The organism is Haematobacter genomosp. 1 (assembly GCF_002196855.1).
Lineage (GTDB): Bacteria > Pseudomonadota > Alphaproteobacteria > Rhodobacterales > Rhodobacteraceae > Haematobacter.
This window is the reverse complement of record NZ_NIPW01000045.1, coordinates 1-20,041: the sequence shown is the minus strand read 5'-3', so window position 1 is coordinate 20,041 and position 20,041 is coordinate 1. Positions and strand designations below refer to the sequence as shown.

At 67.6% G+C, this 20,041-nt stretch carries 18 protein-coding genes; 9 read left to right on the top strand and 9 right to left on the bottom strand.

What is annotated here, in order from left to right:
- Window positions 1–38 precede the first annotated feature (38 nt).
- The 6 genes from CDV49_RS17995 to CDV49_RS17970 form a co-directional block, all read right to left on the bottom strand.
- Window positions 39–833, bottom strand: a complete 795-nt coding sequence (locus CDV49_RS17995) for an ABC transporter ATP-binding protein (protein ID WP_088216765.1) — start codon at window positions 831–833, stop codon at window positions 39–41.
- Window positions 830–1,600, bottom strand: coding sequence for an ATP-binding cassette domain-containing protein (locus tag CDV49_RS17990; RefSeq protein ID WP_088216764.1), 771 nt, complete (start codon window positions 1,598–1,600; stop codon window positions 830–832). The genes CDV49_RS17995 and CDV49_RS17990 overlap by 4 nt, the downstream gene beginning before the upstream one ends.
- Window positions 1,597–2,418, bottom strand: a complete 822-nt coding sequence (locus CDV49_RS17985) for an ABC transporter permease (protein WP_088216763.1) — start codon at window positions 2,416–2,418, stop codon at window positions 1,597–1,599. Before CDV49_RS17985 ends, CDV49_RS17990 begins: the two co-directional genes overlap by 4 nt.
- Window positions 2,415–3,395: an ABC transporter permease gene (locus CDV49_RS17980; protein WP_088216762.1), complete on the bottom strand. Its 981-nt coding sequence runs from the start codon at window positions 3,393–3,395 to the stop codon at window positions 2,415–2,417. Before CDV49_RS17980 ends, CDV49_RS17985 begins: the two co-directional genes overlap by 4 nt.
- A gap of 6 nt (window positions 3,396–3,401) precedes the next feature.
- On the bottom strand, window positions 3,402–5,000 hold the full coding sequence (locus tag CDV49_RS17975; protein ID WP_088216761.1) for an ABC transporter substrate-binding protein: 1,599 nt from the start codon (window positions 4,998–5,000) through the stop codon (window positions 3,402–3,404).
- A gap of 110 nt (window positions 5,001–5,110) precedes the next feature.
- The gene (locus CDV49_RS17970; protein ID WP_179209260.1) at window positions 5,111–5,458 is read right to left on the bottom strand and encodes an MliC family protein; all 348 of its coding nucleotides are present in this window, start codon (window positions 5,456–5,458) and stop codon (window positions 5,111–5,113) included.
- Between the two features lie 225 nt (window positions 5,459–5,683).
- Here CDV49_RS17970 and CDV49_RS17965 point away from each other — a divergent pair, with 225 nt between their 5' ends.
- Together CDV49_RS17965 and CDV49_RS17960 are read left to right on the top strand one after the other, a co-directional pair.
- Window positions 5,684–6,268 (top strand): M15 family metallopeptidase, encoded by a 585-nt coding sequence (locus CDV49_RS17965; protein WP_218822004.1) that lies wholly within the window; start codon window positions 5,684–5,686, stop codon window positions 6,266–6,268.
- 89 nt (window positions 6,269–6,357) lie between these two features.
- Window positions 6,358–7,632 (top strand): aminotransferase class I/II-fold pyridoxal phosphate-dependent enzyme, encoded by a 1,275-nt coding sequence (locus tag CDV49_RS17960; protein WP_143413199.1) that lies wholly within the window; start codon window positions 6,358–6,360, stop codon window positions 7,630–7,632.
- A 4-nt stretch (window positions 7,633–7,636) separates the two neighbouring features.
- On the opposite strand, the gene CDV49_RS17955 is transcribed toward CDV49_RS17960, so the two are convergent.
- Both CDV49_RS17955 and CDV49_RS17950 read right to left on the bottom strand, forming a co-directional pair.
- Complete coding sequence (locus CDV49_RS17955; RefSeq protein WP_088216757.1) at window positions 7,637–9,310, bottom strand: hypothetical protein; 1,674 nt, start codon at window positions 9,308–9,310, stop codon at window positions 7,637–7,639.
- 12 nt (window positions 9,311–9,322) lie between these two features.
- Window positions 9,323–9,721: a hypothetical protein gene (locus CDV49_RS17950; protein WP_088216756.1), complete on the bottom strand. Its 399-nt coding sequence runs from the start codon at window positions 9,719–9,721 to the stop codon at window positions 9,323–9,325.
- An 89-nt stretch (window positions 9,722–9,810) separates the two neighbouring features.
- Between CDV49_RS17950 and CDV49_RS17945 the strand changes: the two genes are divergently transcribed.
- The 7 genes from CDV49_RS17945 to CDV49_RS17915 all read left to right on the top strand — a co-directional run bounded on the left by CDV49_RS17945 (window position 9,811) and on the right by CDV49_RS17915 (window position 18,105).
- Window positions 9,811–10,758 (top strand): hypothetical protein, encoded by a 948-nt coding sequence (locus CDV49_RS17945; RefSeq protein WP_088216755.1) that lies wholly within the window; start codon window positions 9,811–9,813, stop codon window positions 10,756–10,758.
- A 223-nt stretch (window positions 10,759–10,981) separates the two neighbouring features.
- Complete coding sequence (locus CDV49_RS17940) at window positions 10,982–11,896, top strand: diacylglycerol/lipid kinase family protein (protein ID WP_256947397.1); 915 nt, start codon at window positions 10,982–10,984, stop codon at window positions 11,894–11,896.
- On the top strand, window positions 11,893–12,879 hold the full coding sequence (locus CDV49_RS17935; RefSeq protein WP_088216754.1) for a metallophosphoesterase family protein: 987 nt from the start codon (window positions 11,893–11,895) through the stop codon (window positions 12,877–12,879). The genes CDV49_RS17940 and CDV49_RS17935 overlap by 4 nt, the downstream gene beginning before the upstream one ends.
- A 151-nt stretch (window positions 12,880–13,030) precedes the next feature.
- On the top strand, window positions 13,031–14,827 hold the full coding sequence (locus CDV49_RS17930) for a glycoside hydrolase family 15 protein (protein ID WP_088216753.1): 1,797 nt from the start codon (window positions 13,031–13,033) through the stop codon (window positions 14,825–14,827).
- Window positions 14,828–15,026: 199 nt separating this feature from the next.
- Window positions 15,027–15,971, top strand: a complete 945-nt coding sequence (locus tag CDV49_RS17925) for a Bug family tripartite tricarboxylate transporter substrate binding protein (protein WP_088216752.1) — start codon at window positions 15,027–15,029, stop codon at window positions 15,969–15,971.
- The gene (locus CDV49_RS17920; RefSeq protein WP_088216751.1) at window positions 15,968–16,591 is read left to right on the top strand and encodes a tripartite tricarboxylate transporter TctB family protein; all 624 of its coding nucleotides are present in this window, start codon (window positions 15,968–15,970) and stop codon (window positions 16,589–16,591) included. Before CDV49_RS17925 ends, CDV49_RS17920 begins: the two co-directional genes overlap by 4 nt.
- Window positions 16,588–18,105, top strand: coding sequence for a tripartite tricarboxylate transporter permease (locus CDV49_RS17915; RefSeq protein ID WP_088216750.1), 1,518 nt, complete (start codon window positions 16,588–16,590; stop codon window positions 18,103–18,105). Before CDV49_RS17920 ends, CDV49_RS17915 begins: the two co-directional genes overlap by 4 nt.
- Before the next feature lie 34 nt (window positions 18,106–18,139).
- Here CDV49_RS17915 and CDV49_RS17910 read toward each other — a convergent pair whose 3' ends face one another.
- The gene (locus CDV49_RS17910; protein ID WP_088216749.1) at window positions 18,140–19,432 is read right to left on the bottom strand and encodes an aminopeptidase; all 1,293 of its coding nucleotides are present in this window, start codon (window positions 19,430–19,432) and stop codon (window positions 18,140–18,142) included.
- Window positions 19,433–20,041 lie beyond the last annotated feature (609 nt).

Here is a 20,041-nt window from a genome sequence, read left to right as displayed (position 1 = left end):
GGGTTCTCCAAGGCAATGTGCGGCAGGATCGGAGCGCGTCAACCGCAAGCGTGCAGCCGGGGGACCGCCGCGATCAGGTCGCGGAGCGTGTCGGAGCCGGGTTTTGCCAGCACCTCCTCCGTTTCTCCGGTCTCCACGATCCGGCCCCGGTCCATCACGGCGAGCCGGTGGGAAATCGCCCGCACCACCGCGATGTCATGCGAGATGAAAAGGTAGGAAACCCCCGTTTCCTGCTGAAGATCGACCAGAAGCCGAAGGATTCGCCCCCGGATGGAGATGTCGAGCGCCGAGACCGCCTCGTCCAGCACGATGAGACGCGGCTCCGTCGCGATGGCGCGGGCGATGGCCACGCGCTGCCGCTGCCCCCCGGAGAGCGCATGGATGGGCCGGGTCGCCAGATCGGGCGAAAGCCCCGTCCGCGCCAGGAGCAGGGCAACGCGGGCAGGACGCTCCGCCGCGGGAAGCGTGGTCTGAAGCCGCAGCGCATCGGCGATGGCGGAGCCTGCCGTGGCGCGCGGGTTGAAGGCGGCGAGCGGGTCCTGAAAGACGAGCTGCATCCGCCCGCGCCGCCGGCGCAGCGCGCTTCCGCTCAGCGCCAGCCAGTCCTCCCCCAGCAGCGCGACCCGACCTGTATCGGGCCTGACCAGCCGGAGAAGCACCCGCCCGAGCGTGGTCTTGCCGCAGCCGGAGGGGCCGACAAGGCCCAGCGTCTCCCCCGCGGCAACGGTCAGCGATACGTCCTTCAGCGCATGGTCGGCACGGCCCGCATAGGTGAGGGACAGCCCCTCCGCCGCAAGCAGCGCCGGTGGCGTGGAGGGCGGGCGTGGCGTCATGGGCGCCTCGATACCAGCCGGGGGCTCTCAAGGTCCAGATGCGCGGCCAGCAGGCGGGCGGTGTAGGGCAAAGGCGCCGCCAGCACCTCCGCCGCCGGTCCCACCTGTATGAGGCGGCCGGCCTCCAGCACTGCGATCCGGTCGGCAAGACCGGAGGCGAGGGCGATGTCATGGGTGATGAAAAGCAGCGTCATCCCGGAGGCGGGTGCGGTCAGCGCGCGGAGCAGCGCCACGATCCGCGCCTGAACGATGGTGTCCAGCGCGCTTGTCGCCTCGTCCGCGATGAGCACATGCGGCTCCGCCGCGATGGCGGTGGCAATCGCGATCCGTTGCAGCTGTCCGCCCGAGAACTGATGGGGAAACCGGCGGAGCGCGGCGGCTGGCTCCGGTATGCCCACGCGGGCCAGCAGCTCCGCCGCCCGCCCGCGCGCGGCGTCCGCCGCCAGTTTCAGGTGGTGGCGGAGCACTTCCGTCATCTGGTTTCCGATGGAGAGGACGGGATCGAAACTTGCCGCCGGCTGCTGAAAGACAAAGCCGTAATCCCGCCCCGGCCGGACAGGGCCTGACGCCCAGTCGATCTGCCCCGTCACCCGCGCGGAAACGGGCAGCAGCCCGGCGAGCGCCAGCGCCAGCGTGGATTTCCCCGACCCGCTTTCCCCGATCAGCGCCAGCCGCTCCCCCGTCCGCAGGTCGAGATCCACCCCGTGCAGCACCCGCGTCCCGCCATAGGCGACGCTCAGCCCCCGGAGCGAGGCGAGCGCGCTCAAATCTGCCGATCCCGGCGGGAGAGCGTCTCCACCAGCGCCTCCGAAAACAGATAGACCCCGACGACGCTCAGCATCAGCGCGATCCCCGGCAGGATGGAAAGCCAGGGGGCGGTGCGGAGCACGCTCCGTCCTTCCGCGATCATGCCGCCCCATGTCACCACATTGGGATCGCCAAGGCCAAGGAAGGACAGCGCCGCCTCGGTCAGGATCGCGCCCGCGGTGATGACGGAGGACAGGGCCAGAACCGGCGGCAGGGCAAGCGGCAGCACCTCCCTCAGGGCGATCTCAAGCGGATGCATCCCCAGAACCCGCGCGGCCGAGACGAAATCGCGGGAACGGATGGAGAGCACTTCCGCCCGCGCCACCCGTGCGGGGGCCGTCCATGCGCCAAGCGCGATTGCCAGAACCACGACAGGGACCGAAGGCCCCGCGACGGAGACGAAGGCCAGGGCCAGCAGGAACCCCGGCACGATCTGAAAGGCATCGACAATGCGCATCAACAGCTCGTCTCCGATACCGCCCGCGAAACCGGCAAGCGTGCCCACCAGCGCGCCCAGCGTGACCGCCACCGCCGCGGCAGTCACGCCGACCAGCAGCGATGTCCGCGCTCCATGGGCAAGGCCCGCCGCGACGTCCCGCCCCAGCCTGTCGGTGCCAAGGGGGTGGCCCGCGTCGGTGAAGGGCGGCAGGAGCGGCGGCCCCGCAATGGCCAGCGGATCGCCGGGATAAAGGAGCGGCGCCAGCAGGGCGAGGGCCAGCACCGCCCCGAGCAGGACAAGCCCGGCCCGCCCGCCCGGCGCCGCGAGAAGCCGCCTCATGCACCGCTCCCGATACGGGGGTCGAGCCAGGCATAGGCCATGTCCACCAGCAGGTTGGCCAGCAACACCGCCACAGCCGAGGTGAGGATGACCCCCGCCAGAAGGGGTGCGTCACGGCCGGCGACGGCCTCCTGTGCCAGACGCCCGAAGCCCGGAATGGCAAAGACGCTCTCGATCACCACCGAGCCGCCCAGCATCGCCCCTGCCTGATAGCCCAGCATGGTGATGAGCGGCAGGAGGGCGTTCCGCGCGACATGGCCCACGACGATGCTCCGCCTCGACAGCCCGCGGGCGCGCAACGCGGTGACGAAATCCTGCCGCCAGACCTCTGCCATTCCCGCCCGCATGAGCCGCAGGAAAAGGGCCAGATAGATGACGCCGAGCGCCGTGACCGGCAGCACCAGATGCTCGGCGATATCGACGGCCCGCGACAGCCCCGTCCGCCCCGAGGCGATCGTCTCCAGCCCCGAAACCGGCAGCCAGCGCAGGTTGACGGCGAACACCGTGACCAGCACCAGCCCCAGCCAGAACCCCGGAACGGCATAAAGCGCGAGCGAGCCGGTGGACAGCAGCCTGTCCGCCAGCGAACCCGGACGCGCCCCTGCGACGATGCCCAGCAGGGAGCCGAGCGTGAAGGCCAGCGCCGTGGCGCTGCCCATCAGAAGAAGCGTGATTGGGAGCCGCTCTCCGATCAGCGCGGCGATGGGCCGGTCGAAGGCCACGGAACGCCCCATGTCCCCGTGCGCAAGCGCCGCGAGATAGGCGCCGAGCCGCCTCGCCCCCGAGATGTCCAGCCCGTAGCGCGCGCGCAGCTCTGCCCCGAGCGCCGCATCGCCGCCCCCGATGCCCGCCAGATAGGCGTCCACCGCGTCGCCGGGCGCGGCCTCCAGCATCAGGAAGGTGCCCAGCACCACGATCAGCAGAACCGGAATCGCGGTCAGCGCCCGACGACGCAGGAGGCGGAGGAGACGGGCCATCCGCCGTCAGGGCGTGAGCGCGGCATCCGCCCAGCCGGAGACGGCCCAGCGGGGATTGTTGGCGATATTTTCCAGCCGGTCGCTCGCGACGCTGGTGAAGCTCCACTCCGCCACGTTGATGAGCGGCAGGTCCGCCGCGACCTTGCGCTGGAAATCCTTGTAGAGCGCGACCCGCTCCGCCGTGTCCAGCGTCACCGCGGCTTTGTCGATCAGCGCGTCGAGCGAGGGGTTCGCATAGCCGCCCTGGTTGGAGAAGGGCACGCCGTCCGGCACGCCCGACCGCACGAGGATGGTGGTGGAGATCGCCGGATCCCCGCGGAACACCGGCGGCGCGATGGCGAGGTCGAAGGCATGGTCGGTATAGACCGCCTTCTGGTGCGCGGCGGAATCGTTATTCACCACCCGCGCGTCGATCCCCACCACGGCCAAGGCCTGCCGCAGATAGTCGCCGAACTGCCGGGTTTCGTTGAAATAGGGGGCGGGCAGCAGGTTCAGGGCGAACCGGGTGCCATTGGCGCCCCTGGGGTAGCCCGCTTCGTCCAGCAGCGCTTCCGCCCGCGCCGGATCGAAGTCATAAGTCGGCACGTCCGGCGTATAGAACTCCGCCGCGTTCTGCGGCACGGGGCCGGTGGCGGCGGTGGCGTAGCCGAGAAAGATCGTGTTCACCACGAAGGATTTGTCGATCGCGTGAGCGATGGCCTGCCTGACCTTCAGATCGGCCAGTTCCTTGCGGCGATGGTTGATCTCCACAACAAGCTGATAGGTCAGCGCCTCGTAGCCGCGGGTGAAGACCTGAAGCCCCGGCACCTTGCCGATCCGCGCAAGATCGGCCAGCGGCACGGCGGAGAAGGCGGCGAGCTGGATATCGCCCGCCTCCAGCGCCGCAGCGGCGGAGGCGCGGTCGGGCAGCACCTGGAACACGATCTCGTCCAGCAGAGGCTTGCCCTCGTCCCAGTAATCGGGGTTCTTCTTCAGCAGGTAGTATTGCCCCGGGCGGTAATCGGCAAAGACGAAGGGCCCGGTTCCAATGGGCCGCACGTTCGCCGGATTGTCCGGGATCGGTCCGTTTTCATAGATATGCCTGGGCACGACGCTCGAAACGACCGGCAGGGCGTTGCGGACAAGCTGTAGCGGCGTGGGTGCCGAGAACCGGAAAACCGCCGTATGGGCGTCCGGCGTGTCCACGGCGGCGAGATTGGCGAAGACCGACCGCCCGAGGTTCTGGAGCGGCTTCCAGATCTGCATGGCGGAGAAGGCGACATCGGCAGAGGTGAAGGGCGCGCCGTCATGCCATTTCACCCCTTCCCTGAGCCGGAAGGTGACGGTCAGCCCGTCGTCCGAGCCTTCCCAGCCGGTCGCCAGCAGCGGGCGAAGGCCATCGCGGGCGGAATAATCCGCCTCCGCCAGCGCCTCCACCACCTTGCTGGCCACGAAGAAAACGCCGTTCGATGCGACGATGGCCGGGTTGAGGTTCTTCGGCTCCGAATCCGCCGCGACCGTCAGGCGCCCGCCCCCCGCCGCCCATGACAGGCGCGGCAGGGCCGTGGAGGCCAGAAGCAGGGCGATGCCCTGAAGCACGAAGCGGCGGGTGGGCAGGAAGGGCATTCTCGGCCTCCGGGACTGGACTGGCTCGACAATACTCCCCTGCCGCGCGTTCTCAAGCGTCAGTCAGGCAAGGCGGCATGCGTTTTCCACCCCTTTCGGAGAACGCCGTTTCACTCGGCCGTGCAGGAGACGGACGGTTTGCTTTCGTCCAGCGTATCGCTGAACACCGCGTCGTCGCCCTTGGTGAACCACTGATAACGGCTCCCGGTGTAGCGTGCGCCGGAACCGGAAACGACAGTCACCAGAATGTAAGGCTCGCCGTCTATCGTCATGATGGCGAGCGAGTTCGGCCCGGCATTGACATACTGGACCACACGCTTCGTGCCGTTCGCGCAGCTGTACTGCTGCTTCGTCTGCGTGCCGCTGACGCCGGGGAGGGTGATTGTCGTGCCGCTTGCCGCCATCGCAGGGGCCGACAGGATCAGCGACAGCGCCGCCGCACAAAGGATTTTCCGCATGGTGCTCTCCATATTGTCGTTCGTGGCAGGTAGCATGCGGTGTCCCCCCGGCCAGTGGGCCGCGCATTGCCGTATCTTTGACGTTGGTTTTACGCCTGTGCGTCAGAAGTGTTCCTGTCGCTGATGGCGACGGGGGGTCGGTGTGGTTTGTCGATGGGACATTTTTCAGAACCAGTGCCTTTTTCATGTGTTGCGGGGGGTAATCGCTTTGCTGTGAACGGTCGCTTGCGACCGCCGGGCAACGATCTCAATTTCGCGCTCATCGGCACACCGCGCCGTTCCTTTTCCGAGCATGGGCAGGAGCCGGACGACCCGGCTTTCCTGTCCCTTATCGCCACGGCGGATTTCGGGCCGTTCCGGGCCACCGGTCTCCGTCCGGCGCTCAAGGTGCTTGCCCGCGTGATGGAGGAGGTGGCTTTCCACAACGCCGACCTGCATCGCCGTCTTTCCACCTCCGCCATGCTCTGCTGCCGGATGGCGCGGGGGGACAGGGGCGTATCCAACCATAGCTGGGGGATCGCCATCGACCTGAAGATCGACGGCATTGCGGATACGCGGGGCGACGACTGCGTTCAGCGCGGCCTGCTGGAGATCGCCCCCGTCTTCGCCCGGCACATGTTCTACTGGGGTGCCGCTTTTCAGATGGAAGAGGCGATGCATTTCGAAGCCTCCGAGCAGCTCGTCCGGCTATGGGCCGCGCGGGGGGAGCTTGCGCCTTCCACCGCCGGGCTGGGCGCGGCGGGTCCCGCGGATGCCGCCCGCTATCGGGCCGACCGCTTCATCGAGACGCGCGCGCGGTTCACGGGTTGAGATGTCGCGTTGCCAGGAAAAAGGTGTAGAATGAATTGCATGCCCAGCTCTCGCGCCCTCCCGGGCCCGACCATGAGGTGAGTGAGATCATGTCGCCCTTCCTGCCCGACAGTCTGACAGGCATTGCCAGCGATTTTCACGACGCAACCAACCGCAACCTGCTGGAGCGGTGGCAGCCGCTGTGCGACTGGCTGGACACGCGGCTCCGCGACGGGTTCGATCCGGCCTGCAAGGTGAACACGGTGCGGATCGGTGCGCGGGCGCTGGCGCAAGACCGCCGGGGACGGATGCTTTCGGGCGTCAATCTCGCCTCGCTCGACCCGCTGAACATCTCCACCCATCCAAAGGTGCTGGCGGCGACGCAGGATGCCGCGGCGCGCTTCGGCATTCATTCGGCGGGTTCCGCGGCAATGATGGGTCTGACATCGCTTGTCGTCACGCTGGAGCAGCGGATGGCCACCTTCCTGTCGATGCGGGACGCACTGGTGTTCCCGACGGGGGCGGATGCGCTTCATGCGCTGTTCCGCACCCTCGTGCAGCCGGGAGACCATATCATCCTCGACAGCCTTGCGGCTCCCGGCCTCCGCGATCTCGCGGAGATCGCGACCCGCAAGGTGCATCTCGCGCATCACCTCTCCCCGGCCTCGGTCCTCGACCATCTCGAGAAGATCCGTGCGCAGGAACCGGATGCCGGTATTCTGGTGATGATGGAGGCGATGTCCTACGCCGATTGCCAGTCCCCGGATCTCGTCACCCTGCAGGAGATGTGCCGCCTGCATGAGGCGACGCTGCTCGTCGATACGGCGCTCGATCTCGGCTCCACCGGTCCGGGCGGGCGCGGGGTGCTGGGGCTGCAGGGGTTGCTGGGAGAGGTCGATCTGGTCAGCGGAACCTTTGCGCGGGCTTTCGCCTCCAATGGCGGTTTCCTGGCCTGCAACCATCCCGCGCTCCGCACCGCGATCGTGCAGGGCAGCCTCGTCCACTGGAGCAGTTGCGCGATTTCACCGCTTCAGGCGGCGGCGATTCTGGCCGCTCTGGACCTGATCGACGGGATGGAGGGAGACTGGCGGCGGCGGTGTCTGTTGCGGAACTGCCGCGCTTTCCGGCAGGGCCTCGCCAAACAGGGCTACAATGTGCTGGGCGAGCCGGGAAGCGCCATTCCCGTCCTGCTCGGTGCCGCCGCCGTGGCGCGACGGATGACCGCGGAGGTGCTGTATCACGGCGCGGTGGTCAACCTTCTGGAATATCCGATCGTGCCGCAAGGCGGCGCGCGCTGGATGCTTCATCCGATGGCCGATCACAGCGCGGAGGATGTGGATACCTTTCTCGCGCTTACCGAACGGGCGCGCCGGTTTGCCGTCTAAGCCTTTACAACCCGGCGCGGGTCAGATCGGCGGCAATGACGTCGTGATGGGAAGGGTCGCGGAAAAAGGCCCGCGACCGCCAGCTCTCGGCGGTGAACCCCGGCTGCAGGCTGCGTATCCGTTCCGCCACCTGACGGGCCTCGGCCATCCTGTTGGCCCGGATAAGATGCACGGCCTTGCAGATATGGGCGCGGATATTGCCGGGATCGCCTTCCAGCACCTCGTCGATCTGCGGGCCGACGCCGTTCCGTTCAAGCATCAGGCAGTCGAGGATCAGGTTGGTGCGGATCCAGACCGGCGGATGCGGCGTGAGCGTGAGGGCATGGCGATAGAGATCGATGGAATGCGCAAGATCGCCGCAATAGCCAAAGATCGCGGCAAGATAGGACAGCATTTCCGGGCTTTCCGGCGCTTCGGCGACGACGGCGGTCATCCGCGCGAGCGCGTCCTCGAAATGCCCCTGCGAGCAGAGCCAGAAGGCGTGAAGCGCGCGCCCGTGCAGATGGCTTGGCGAGAGGACGAAGATCTCGGCCACGATGCGGGCGACACCTTCTTCGGCGTCGCGCGGATTGTCATGCCAGCCAAGGCGCAGGCCGTCGAGCAGACAAAAGCCCAACGATACCCGTGCCTGGAGAAACGAAGGGTCGATGGCGATGGCCTGACGGTAGAACCCCATCGCCCGTGCCAGTGCTGTCCGGCTGACGGAGTTTTCCTGCACCCGGCCTTTCTGAAAAAGCTCCCAGGCGCGGATATCGGTTTCGGACCCCGCCCAGTATTCCGCCCAGCGGCCATCCGACAGGGCCGTCTGAATCGCTTCCACGATGCGGCGCGACAAGCGCTCCTGTGCGCCGAAACCCAGCGTGCGAAGGTCGAAGCGGTCGTTCCAGACGATGGCCCCGCCCCGCGCGGCCACGATGCGCGCGTTGAGGCGGATACGCTCCCCCTCCATGCGCAAGCTGCCCTGAAGGAGATAGTCCACGTCATCCCCAGCAAGGCTTGGGTCGATGATCCGGTAGGTTCCCACCACGGCCCCGATGACGGTGGACAGTTCCTCGTGCAGGCCGCTGGCAAGATAGGCGAGTTGTGCATCCGCGCCGATCACGGCGAACGGTTCGATGGCAAGATGCGGAAACAGCGTCCGCGCGGCCAGCTGCGGCGGTTCCGGCCCCTGAGGCACCGCCTGTGGCGGGGCGGTCAGCACGGCAGGCCCGTCGAGCTTGCCGTACCAGTGCGCCCGCTCCTCGCTCAACCATGTCTCGAACTCCGGGTCGGGGAGATCCATCCCTTCGAGCAGGTCGAGATGCGCCGCGGGAACAGAGACGAAGGCATCCACCCGCAGCGCCTCCAGATGAAGGACGACATCGTCGCCAGGGGTGGAGATGATCTCCAGCCCGTGCCGGGACAGGTGATGGCGGAGCGCGCTCAACTCCTGCCGCAGACTGGCGCGCCCCTTCGCCGGGTCGCGGTCGCTCCACAGACGATCCTGCAACCAGCCACGGGTCCGTCGTCCTCCGGGGGCAAGCGCCAGCATCGCCAGAAGCGCCTTGGCCCTTTTCCCCGGCGGGGTTGCGTCCCGTCCATCAGGCGCAGTCAACCGGAAGGCGCCAAAGACGCTGATGCCAGCCATCCCGACGGCGATACCGCGGGGGCGGCCGGGAGTGTGCGTCGCGGGCGTCATCCGGGCGGCGCTCTACCCTGCGCAGCCGCAGATGGCGATGAAGCCGATCGCCTCCTCCGCTATGCCGGACAACCCGGTGTCGCGGTCGATCCGGCCCTTGCCGGTGAGGTCTGGAACGGCGACATTGACGATCCGCATCGTCTTGCCGCCCTCTGACACCGTCCGGTCGAAATGCAGCACGAGGCGGACGCCGTCCTCGATCGGGCCTTCCTCCCCGGCCGTATGCAGGGTGGGCGGGCCATCGACGAAACGTTCGTCGAAGAGAGCCTTGAACCTTTCCGACAGCTCCACTCCGCCGTCTGGCGAAAACCGCTGCTCCGGCGTGTCGCGACGAACGGCCTCGGCCATCTCAAGCAAAGCCGTGCCGACAGATCTGTAGCTTTCACCGGTTTTCAGTTTGAGACGTGCCATTCCATACCCTCCCCGGGGCAATGCATATGGATTGAATCACAGCTTCGCGATAATCCAGTGAAGATCGGCGGTTTGCAACCGGAAGCATGATGGAAAAACTTCTCGCTCGCGCCTGTTCCGACGATTTGCTTTCGGTGCCGCATTTTCCCGCTCTGCCGTCCGGCTGGCCGTTTCACATGGCGGTGGTTGCATTGGCGCTGCCCGCAGGCTGTGCACCCCCGGAGGGATTGGCAGCACGGGTGGCTTCCGGGGCGGGGGCGACCCGCGCGGAGGCGGCATTCCGGGCGATGATGGAGGGGGCGGAGCGATACGCGCTGCAATATTCCGCCGCGAGGCCCGCCCGCCTTGAACCGCTGGCCACGGCCGGGGGCCTGGCGGAGGATGAATCGGTCACCCGGCTGACGCTTGGCGCGCCGGAGGGCGGGGGTGTCACCTCCCGTGGCGCGGCGGCGGGCGAGAGGCTGCGGGATGCCGGTGATCGCGCCTGTCTCGAGACGCTGGAGCACCTCGCCCTCGATCGGCTGGCCGAAGGCGATGGTGGCGCATTCCATAAAGTGGAACTGTCCGAGCTGATGCCCTATTGCGGCTATCTCGACGGGCAGCTTCGCCGGCTGTCGCTCTGGATGGCCGCCGGGCCGCAGCATATCGTGGCGATCGCGCGGACGGCGGACCGGAATGGAGGGCGCCCGACCATCGGTTCCGCCGCCGGACAGGAGCCCCGTCAGACGGCTCTCCGCGCGGTGGAGGAGGCAATGTTTCTCTGGCGCAACATGGTGGAGATGGAGCGGCGCGGCGCGCCGGTTCCTGCGGGTCCGGGCGGCGATGCAGCCCGGCTCTACCGGGGGGCGGTGCCAGCGCCCGGCTGGCTCGACGCGCTGATCGCGAGTGGCGGAGAGGGGCGGGCACCGCCGCGGCCTCTCACGGACCCGGCCCCCCTCCTCGAAACGGTGGCGCGTGTCGCAGGCCGGAGAGCGCGGCTTTTCGACATGACCGTTTCCGCGCTGCCCGTCCCTGTCGCGCGGGTGGTTCTGGGCTAGCAGGCCGCTGAAAAAGTTCAGGAGCGTCATGCCCCCCGCTCCGGAAACCGGGAAATCTGCTCCGGAGTGATCCGAAAAGGCTGAATTTCGTCAGATTGCGAACGATTTCTGCTCCGGTATGGGTCTGAAAGGCTTTCTCGAGGCCTGCGAGAGTTGTTCCACCAACGATGCAACCGGCTTGCCCGCTCTGCGTTGGCTCATGGCTAAAGAGGACGGAAACGGAATGCAGGCGAAGGCCATCGGCGTCGTGGCGAATGCGGGATCGGGACGGAACTCGCGCGAGAAAGAGGCGGTAGAGCACGCGATGGAGGTCTTCGGCCCCAACGCGCGGCTGGTTTACTGGGAGCCGGAAACCGACAGGATGGCCGATCTCATCGATGAGCTGGAGGGCGAGGGGCGCGATCTGATCGTGGCCGCCGGGGGGGACGGCACGATCATGGCCGTTGCCTCCGAGATGCGGGACCGCAAGGCCGCGATGGGGGTATTGCCGCTCGGCACGTTCAACTTCTTCGCGCGCGGGCTGGGGCTGCCGCAGGAGCCGCAGGAGGCGGCGGAGGCGATACTCGCGGGCCGGGCAGAGAAGATGTCGCTCGGCACGGTGAACGGACAGGTGTTCCTGAACAATGCGAGCCTTGGCATTTACCCCTCGATTCTGAAGCAGCGCGAGGACGTGTATGAGCGCTGGGGGCGCTACCGGCTGCTGGCCCACTGGTCGGTCATCAAGACCTTTCTGGGCTTTCAGCGACCCATGCGCCTGTCCATCCTTGCGGATGGGGAGCGGCGGGAGTTCCGTACGCCGCTGCTGTTCGTGGCCCGCTCCGCCTATCAGATCGAGCATTACGGCCTGGAGGGGACGGAGGCGATCAACGGAGATCGCTTCGCCATGTTCGTGGCCAAGGCGGAGGGACGGGCCGGGCTGTTCCGCCTTGCGTGGCGTCTGGTGAGCAGACGGCTTGAGGTCGGGCGTGACGTGACGCTCATCGACGCGGCGGAGATAGAGGTGGAACTGCGGCAAAAGACCCCCCTCGTCGCCTTTGACGGCGAGAAGGCACGGATGCGCGCGCCCCTTCGCTTCGAGATCCTGAAGGATGCGATCAGCGTCGTCATGCCCAGCCCCGAAGACGAGGTGTCCGCATGAGCCGCATCGTCCACCTCTCCGACCTGCATTTCGGCCGGACAGACCCCGCGCTGTTTGCCCCGCTGGTGGAGGCGGTGAACGGCCTGAAGCCGGATCTGACCGTCATCTCCGGCGATTTCACCCAGCGTGCCCGCGTCTGGCAGTTCGAGGAGGCGCGCGCCTTCCTGAACCGGCTGACCGGTCCGGTGCTGTCGGTTCCCGGCAATCATGACACGCCGCTCGACAATCCCTTTGCGCGGTTCCTGATGCCGTGGAAGCGCTACCGCCGCTTCATCAGCCGGGAACTGGAGCCGGAGTTCCGCAGCGGCGATATGGTGGTCGTGGGTGTGAACACGGTGAACCGTTTCGCCTGGCAGCAGGGGAGAATGCCGAAACACGCGCTGGGCCGCGCGAAAAAGGCCTTTGCCGAGGCCGGCGATGCGGCGCGTATCGTCGTGCTGCACCACCCGCTCGAGCAGCTGCCGGGTGCGCGGAAACCGGTGATGCGGGGCGCCTCGAAAGCCGTCGAAGGCTTTGCCGGGGCGGGGGCGGAGATCGTGCTGTCGGGGCATATCCACAACACCCATATCGCCCCGTTCACCAATTATCCGCATGTGCTTTTCGTGCAGGCGGGGACGGTCCTGTCCACCCGTCTCCGGGGAGAGAAGAACAGCTTCAATCTGATCGACATCGACCGCGACCGGGTGGAGATCGCCGCCCTCGCCGTGGATGAGGCGGGCCGCTTCGCCTCCACGCCGCCCCATGTCTTTCGGAAAAGCGGGGAAGGCTGGATCGCGGCGGGCACCGGCACCTCTGCCGAACCCGCCGCCAAACCTTTCACCGCGGACATACCGCTGTCGGCGGAGGCGGAACATGTCCCCGCCCGCCCCGCGGGGGAGTTCGGCTCCGCGACCGGGCAAGCCGGGCCGGAACCGGGCCGGCAGGGTATGGACGATCCAATGGACATGCCGCCGCCCGCCCCGCACGCTGCCCGGAGCCGCTAGCCCCCCTGTTCCCTGCGCTACAGGACACGCCGGTTTGACAATTTGCGTCTGCCGCACCCGCTGCCAATGGGTTAGGCAGGGAGCGACCGCTTCCCTCAGGAGCCACTTCCCCCCGCCCCCGACGGCCGGACCAAGACAGAAAGGACAGCGCATGTCGCGACCCGCCTCCCCTTCGCTCGACCTCGGGGTCATCGGAAACTGCTCCTCCGCCGCGCTCATCGACAGGGAGGCGTCCCTCGTCTGGATGTGCGCCCCGCGCCTTGACGGGGATCCGGTATTCTGCCGCCTGCTGGACCGGGAGAAGGCAGAGGGCGGGGACTGGTCGATCCGGCTGGTGGATCAGGCAGGCTCCACCCAGCGCTATCGCCGCAACACCGCGATCATCGAGACGGAGCTGGTCGATGGCGAGGGCAACCGCCTCCGCATCACCGATTTCTGTCCCCGCTTCCGGGCGCATGGCCGGATGTTCCGCGGCCAGACGGTCGTGCGGCTGGTGGAGCCGGTCGCGGGATCGCCCCGGATGCAGATGCTGATCCGCCCCCGTCACGACTATGGCAACGCCCGGCCGGAGACGACGCGGGGTACGAATCACCTCCGCTTCCTGCTGGGGGAGCAGGTGCTGCGGCTGACCACCGATGCGCCGGTGGAATACATCGCGCACGAGACGCCCTTCATCGTGGACAGGCCCTATGCCTTCCTCCTCGGCCCGGACGAGCGGCTGACGGATTCGCCCCGCTCCATCGCGCGCTCCTTCCTGCGGGAGACGGAGCAGTACTGGCTGGAATGGGTGCGCAGCCTGTCGATCCCGCCGGATTATCAGGATGTGGTCATCCGCTCCGCCATCACGCTGAAACTCTGCTCGACGGAGGAGACGGGGGCGATCGTCGCCGCGCTGACCACCTCCATCCCGGAATACGGCGACAGCGGGCGGAACTGGGATTACCGCTTCTGCTGGCTGAGGGATTCCTATTTCACCGTCAAGGCGCTGAACAGCCTGTCGGCCACGCGCACGATGGAGGATTATCTCTCCTACGTCTCCAACATCGCGATGGGGTCGGAGGGTGGATACCTTCAGCCGCTGTTCGGCCTTGGGCTGGAGCGGGAGATCGACGAGCACATCGTGCCCTCGCTGCCCGGCTATCGCGGGCACGGCCCGGTGCGGCGGGGCAATGCGGCCTATACCCAGATCCAGAACGACGGCTACGGCTCCGTCATCCTGTCGATCATCCAGTGCTTCTTCGACGAACGTCTGCCCGTGATGGGGGGCGAGGCGCTGTTCCGCCAGCTGGAGGTTCTCGGCGCACAGGCAGAGAGCCGCTGGGACCAGCCCGACGCCGGGATCTGGGAATTCCGCACCCGGAACGGCGTGCATACCCATTCCTCCATGATGTGCTGGGCGGCCTGCGACCGGCTGGCGCGGATCGCGGCGCGGCTCGGCCTGACGGAGCGCGCCCGCTACTGGCGCGCGGTGGCCGACCGCATCCGGGAGGGTGTGCTGAGCCGGGCATGGAACGCGGAGCTGCAGAGTTTCGTCGCGACCTTCGGAGGCGGCGATCTGGACGCGAGCCTGCTGCTCATGCCGGAAATCGGCATTCTGGAGGCGTCCGACCCGCGGTTCCTCTCCACCCTCGCGGCCTGCGAGAAGTGGCTCCGCTTCGGCAACCACCTCTACCGCTACCGCGCGCCGGACGATTTCGGAGAGCCGGAGACCGCTTTCACCGCCTGCACCTTCTGGCTCATCGATGCGCTGATCCGCGTGGGTCGGCGGGAGGAGGCGCGGGAGATCTTCCTCGACATCCTGTCACACCGCAATCCGATGGGGCTGCTGTCCGAAGGGGTGCATGTGGAGAGCGGGGAGCTCTGGGGCAATTTCCCGCAGACCTATTCGATGGTCGGGCTGATCAACGCGGCGGCCCGCCTGTCGAGGAGCTGGGACGAGGTGTTCTGAGGAAGCGGACAGCCTGCAAGGGCCGCCCCCCGCTCCCCCGCCTTCACCAATCGGCGATCACACAGTTGTCATAAGGCAAACCTCTTTCTATCCTGATCCTGACCGCGCAGGCGGCCCCGGCCAAGGGGAGGGCCGGGGAAGGACATTCCCCGGGGAAGGAGGCGCTTTCAGGAAAAGCGCCGTTGGAGGAGGACCATCCATGAAACACTTCGCATTGGCGTCGCTGATAGCTGGCGCGCTCTCGCTGCCCGCGATGGCTGCGGATTACACGATCATCGCGCCCGCCAATCCCGGCGGCGGCTGGGACCAGACGGCCCGCACCATGCAGACGGTGCTTCAGGAGGCGGGCATCTCGCGCAGCGTGCAGGTCCAGAACGTGCCGGGTGCGGGCGGCACCATCGGGCTTGCGCAATTCGTCAGCCAGAGGAAGGGCGATCCCTCCGCGCTGATCGTGGGCGGCTACGTGATGGTCGGCGCGATCCTGACCAACAAGTCGCCCGTCGGGCTGGACGACGTGACGCCCATCGCCCGGCTGACCGGCGAATATGAGGCCGTGGTCGTTCCCGCCTCCTCCCCGTTCCAATCGATCGGCGACCTGATCGCCGCGCTGAAGGAGAAGCCCGGCGCGGTAAGCTGGGCGGGTGGTTCCGCCGGCGGGACGGATCACATCGCGGTCGGCCTCATCGCCAAGGCGGCGGGGGTGGATCCGACGAAGATCAACTACATCGCCTATTCCGGCGGCGGCGAGGCGCTGGCCGCGATCCTTGGTGCGCAGGTTTCGGCGGGCGTTTCTTCGCTGGGCGAGTTCGAGGGGCAGATCAAGGCCGGCACGCTGCGGCTTCTCGCGGTTTCCTCCGATGAGCGGGTGGCGGGCTTCGACGCGCCCACGCTGAAGGAATCGGGACTGGACGTGGTGCTGGAGAACTGGCGCATGGTCGCCGCCGTGCCGGGCCTCACGCCGGAGCAGAAGGCCGCCGTCTCCGCCGATATCGAGAAGATGGTGAAGTCGGCGGAGTGGCAGAAGCAGCTTTCCGACAAGGGCTGGGCGGATACCTATCTCGCGGGTGACGCCTTCGACGCGCAGTTGAAGGAAGACATCGCCGCGACGGACGCCGTGCTCAAAGACATCGGTCTGGTGAAATGAGCGACGGCCCGGTGAACGGGCAGCGCCACGGTGAGCTGGGCCACGGTGAACTGGGCCACGGTGAACTGGGCCGCAGTGAGCTGAGGCACAGCGACCTGAAGCATGGCGAACTGGGCCGCGGTGAGCCGGGTCATGGCGGGCGGGGAGGGCGGCGCGCCGATATCGGCGCGCTCACCATCGCGGCGGGGCTGTTCGTTTTCGGCGCCGTCATCATTTCCGATGCGATGCAGCTCGCGGATCTCGGCGGCTATTCGCAGGTCGGGCCCGGGACTGTCCCGGAAATCGTCGGCGGCGTGCTGATCCTGCTGGCGATCTGGACGGTCGTGGCGGCGTTCCGGCACGACTTTCCCGAGCGGGAGCGAGTGGAGGTTCCGCCGCTTCTCTGGGTGGTGGGCGGGCTGGTCGCCCAGATCCTTTTGCTGATCCCGGCGGGTTTCTCCATCGCCACGGGCGTGATGTTCGGCGCGACGGCGCGCGGCTTCGGCTATCGCAACCTCCTCTTCGCCGTGATCGTGGGGGTCGTCCTGTCCTTCGCGGTTTGGCTGCTATTTTCGCAACTGCTGCAACTGCACCTGCCGGAAGGCGTGCTTGAACACCTCTTTCTGAGGGCGGTCCGGTGACGACATTCGATTTCCTTCTGCAGGGCCTCGCCATCGCCATGCAGCCGATGAACCTGCTCTATGCGCTGATCGGCGTGACGCTGGGCACGGCGGTTGGCGTGCTGCCGGGGATCGGCCCCGCGCTGACCGTGGCGCTCCTGCTGCCGGTGACCTACAAGCTCGACCCGGCCGGATCGCTCATCATGTTCGCGGGCATCTATTACGGCGGCATGTATGGCGGCTCGACCACCTCCATCCTGCTGAACACGCCGGGGGAGAGTGCCTCCATCATCACCGCGCTGGAGGGCAACCGGATGGCGCGAAAGGGGCGGGGTGGCCCCGCGCTCGCCACCGCGGCCATCGGCTCCTTCGTGGCGGGGCTGATCGCGACGCTGCTGCTCGCCTTCATCGCGCCGCTCATCGTGAAGCTCGCGCTGGTATTCGGCCCGCGGGAGTATTTCGCGCTGATGGTGCTGGCCTTCGTCGCCGTCTCCTTCGCCTTCGGGGACTCGGCGCTGCGCGGGCTGACGTCGCTGTTTCTGGGGCTGGGGCTGGCCGTCATCGGGATCGACCAGCTTTCGGGGCAGGCGCGGCTTTCGTTCGGCATGCCCGAACTGCTCGACGGGGTGGAGGTGACGACGCTGGCCGTCGCCATGTTCGCGATCGGAGAGGCGCTCTATCTCGCCTCGCAGCGATGGTCGGGCAAGGATGAGGTGATCGCGGTCAAGGGGTCGCTCTGGATGAACCGGCAGGACTGGAAGCGGTCGTGGAAGCCCTGGCTCCGGGGCACCGCGATCGGCTTTCCCATCGGCGCCATGCCGGCAGGCGGCGCGGAGATCGGCACCTTCCTGTCCTATGCCGTCGAAAAGAAGATGACCAAGCATCCCGAGGAATTCGGAGAGGGGGCCATCGAGGGCGTCGCCGGGCCGGAAGCCGCGAACAATGCCTCCGCGGCAGGCACGCTGGTGCCGCTGCTCACGCTCGGCCTGCCGACGACGGCGACGGCAGCGATCATGCTGGCCGGGTTCCAGCAGTTCGGCCTGCAGCCCGGGCCGCTGCTCTTCGCCACGAACCCCACGCTGGTCTGGGGGCTGGTGGCCTCGCTGCTGATCGCGAATGCCATGCTGCTCGTGCTGAACCTGCCGCTGATCGGGCTGTGGGTGAAGCTGCTGACCATCCCGCGGCCATGGCTTTACGCGGGCATCCTGCTCTTTGCGACGCTGGGCACCATCGGGGCCAACCCCTCGGTGTTCGAGCTGGCGATGCTGCTGGCTTTTGGCCTGCTGGGCTTTGTGATGCGGCTCTTCGGCTATCCGATAGCGCCGATTGTGGTGGGGCTGATCCTCGGCCCGCTGGCGGAGCAGCAGCTGCGCCGGGCGCTGGCGATCAGTCAGGGGGACTGGACGGTGCTTGTCTCCTCGCCGGTCTCGGCGGGGCTGATGACGGTGGCGGTCCTTGCCTTCGTGGTGCCGATGATCCTGCGTCTCCGCGGCCGCGGCAAGGTGTTGAGCCAGCTCGCCGCGGATGAGGACTGAGGGGAAGGGGCGCACGCGCCCCTTCCGCCATGGCTCAGCGCGTGGCCCATTCCCCCTTGCGGAACACCGGCACCCGGGTGCCGTCCGCGCCGATCCCGTCGATGTCTATCTCGCCGGAGCCGATCATCCAGTCCACATGGATGAGGCTGGAATTGCCCCCCTGCGCGGCGATCTGCTCCGGGGTAAGCGTCGCCCCGTCGATGAAGCACTTGGAGTAGCACTGGCCGAGCGCGATGTGGCAGGCGGCGTTTTCGTCGAAAAGCGTGTTGTAGAACAGCAGCCCCGATTGCGAGATGGGGGAGGAATGGGGCACCAGCGCCACCTCTCCCAGCCGCCGCGCGCCCTCGTCCGTATCCAGCGCCTTGAGCAGCACGGCCTCTCCCCTGGTGGCGCGCGCCTCCGTGATGCGGCCGCGCTCGAACCGCACTTCGATATTGTCGATCAGCGTGCCTTGATGGGCGAGCGGCTTGGTGGAGCGGACATATCCCTCCACCCGCCGGGAATGCGGCGTGGTGAACACCTCCTCCGTCGGGATGTTGGGGTTGCAGGTGATGCCGTTCTTTGCCGGTGAGGCGCCGCCCATCCACTCATGCCCGTCGGCAAGGCCCACCGTCAGGTCGGTGCCGGGTCCGGTGAAGTGGAGCGCGGCGAAACGGTGCCCGTTCAGCCAGCCGGCGCGCGTCTTCAGCGCGGCATTGTGTGCGGCCCAGGCAGCGACCGGGTCCGGCCCGTCAACGCGGGAAGCGGCGAAGATCGCGTCTGCCAGGCGCGCCACCGCCTCCTCTTCCGGCAGGTCGGGAAAGACGAGCCGCGCCCAGGACGGGTTGGGGTAGGAGACGATGTTCCAGTTGATATCGAAATTGGAGATCTTCTCCAGCGCGGGTTTGTAGGCGGCGGAATTGGCCCGGTTGGCGCGGGCCACTCTGGCCGGATCCTGTTCGGCCAGAAGCATGGGATTGTCGCCCGAAACGGCAAGCCGCGCGGCATTCCCGTCATAGGCGGCCGCCATGCCGCGATAGAGCCAGTCCGGCGCGCGGTCGAACGAGGCATCCCGGCCCTGCTGGAACCGAGCGAGCGTCACTCCTTCGTCCGACAGGATCGGCGTCACCACGCCCGCACCGGCGGCATAGGCCCGCGCGGCGATGCGGCGGACGAGAGGCAGGGCGGCGACCGGCGCGGTCAGCACCAGATCCTGCCCGGGCTGGAGGTTCAGACCCACCTTCACGGCAACTTCCGCGAGACGGTCGAGCCGCTCCTCGCTCACGGGTCCGGTCGCGGGTCCACTCACGGGTCCGTTCGAGGGGTCGACGGGGGATGGCTTGTTCATCACACGCTCCTTGGCTTCCCGCAAAGCATAGCCCGCGCCGGGGCGGCGTCAAAGGCTGGGCATCCGGTCTGATGAGGTATCCCGCCTGCGAGCGCGTGAAGGCCAAGCCGGTATATCCCGCCTCCGCCAGCCCGCGCGCCGGTGGCATCCAGAGCAGCGGTCCTTTAACAGGCGGCTGAAAGTCCTGAAGTGTCAGGTCTATGCGCCGGAAACCGGAAAATCGGCCCGGAAACGCCCGGAAATATATAGATTTCCGGCTGGATTTCGTCAGATGGCGAAGGATTTCCGCTCCAACACAGGCCAAAAAGCTTTTTTCAGCAGCCTGTTAAGCACCCTCGGCACCCGCGGTTGCCAATCGACCGGTCGTGTTCCCCCGGGGATTTTCGGTCGCCCTCCCTTTCGCGGCCCTTTCCCCCGCCTTCTCCGATCAGGCAGGCCGCGTTCCCTGCCGGTCCGGTGGAGGTGCCGGAGCATGCACTCCGTGACCCCGGCGGCCCCCGCGCCCCCGGCGGCCCCCGTTGACCCCCGTGACCCCCGGCGGCCCCGGCGGCCCCGGCGGACCGCTCGGCGCGTCAGGCCGGATCGCCGAGCCGTCCGATGGCGGCGGCG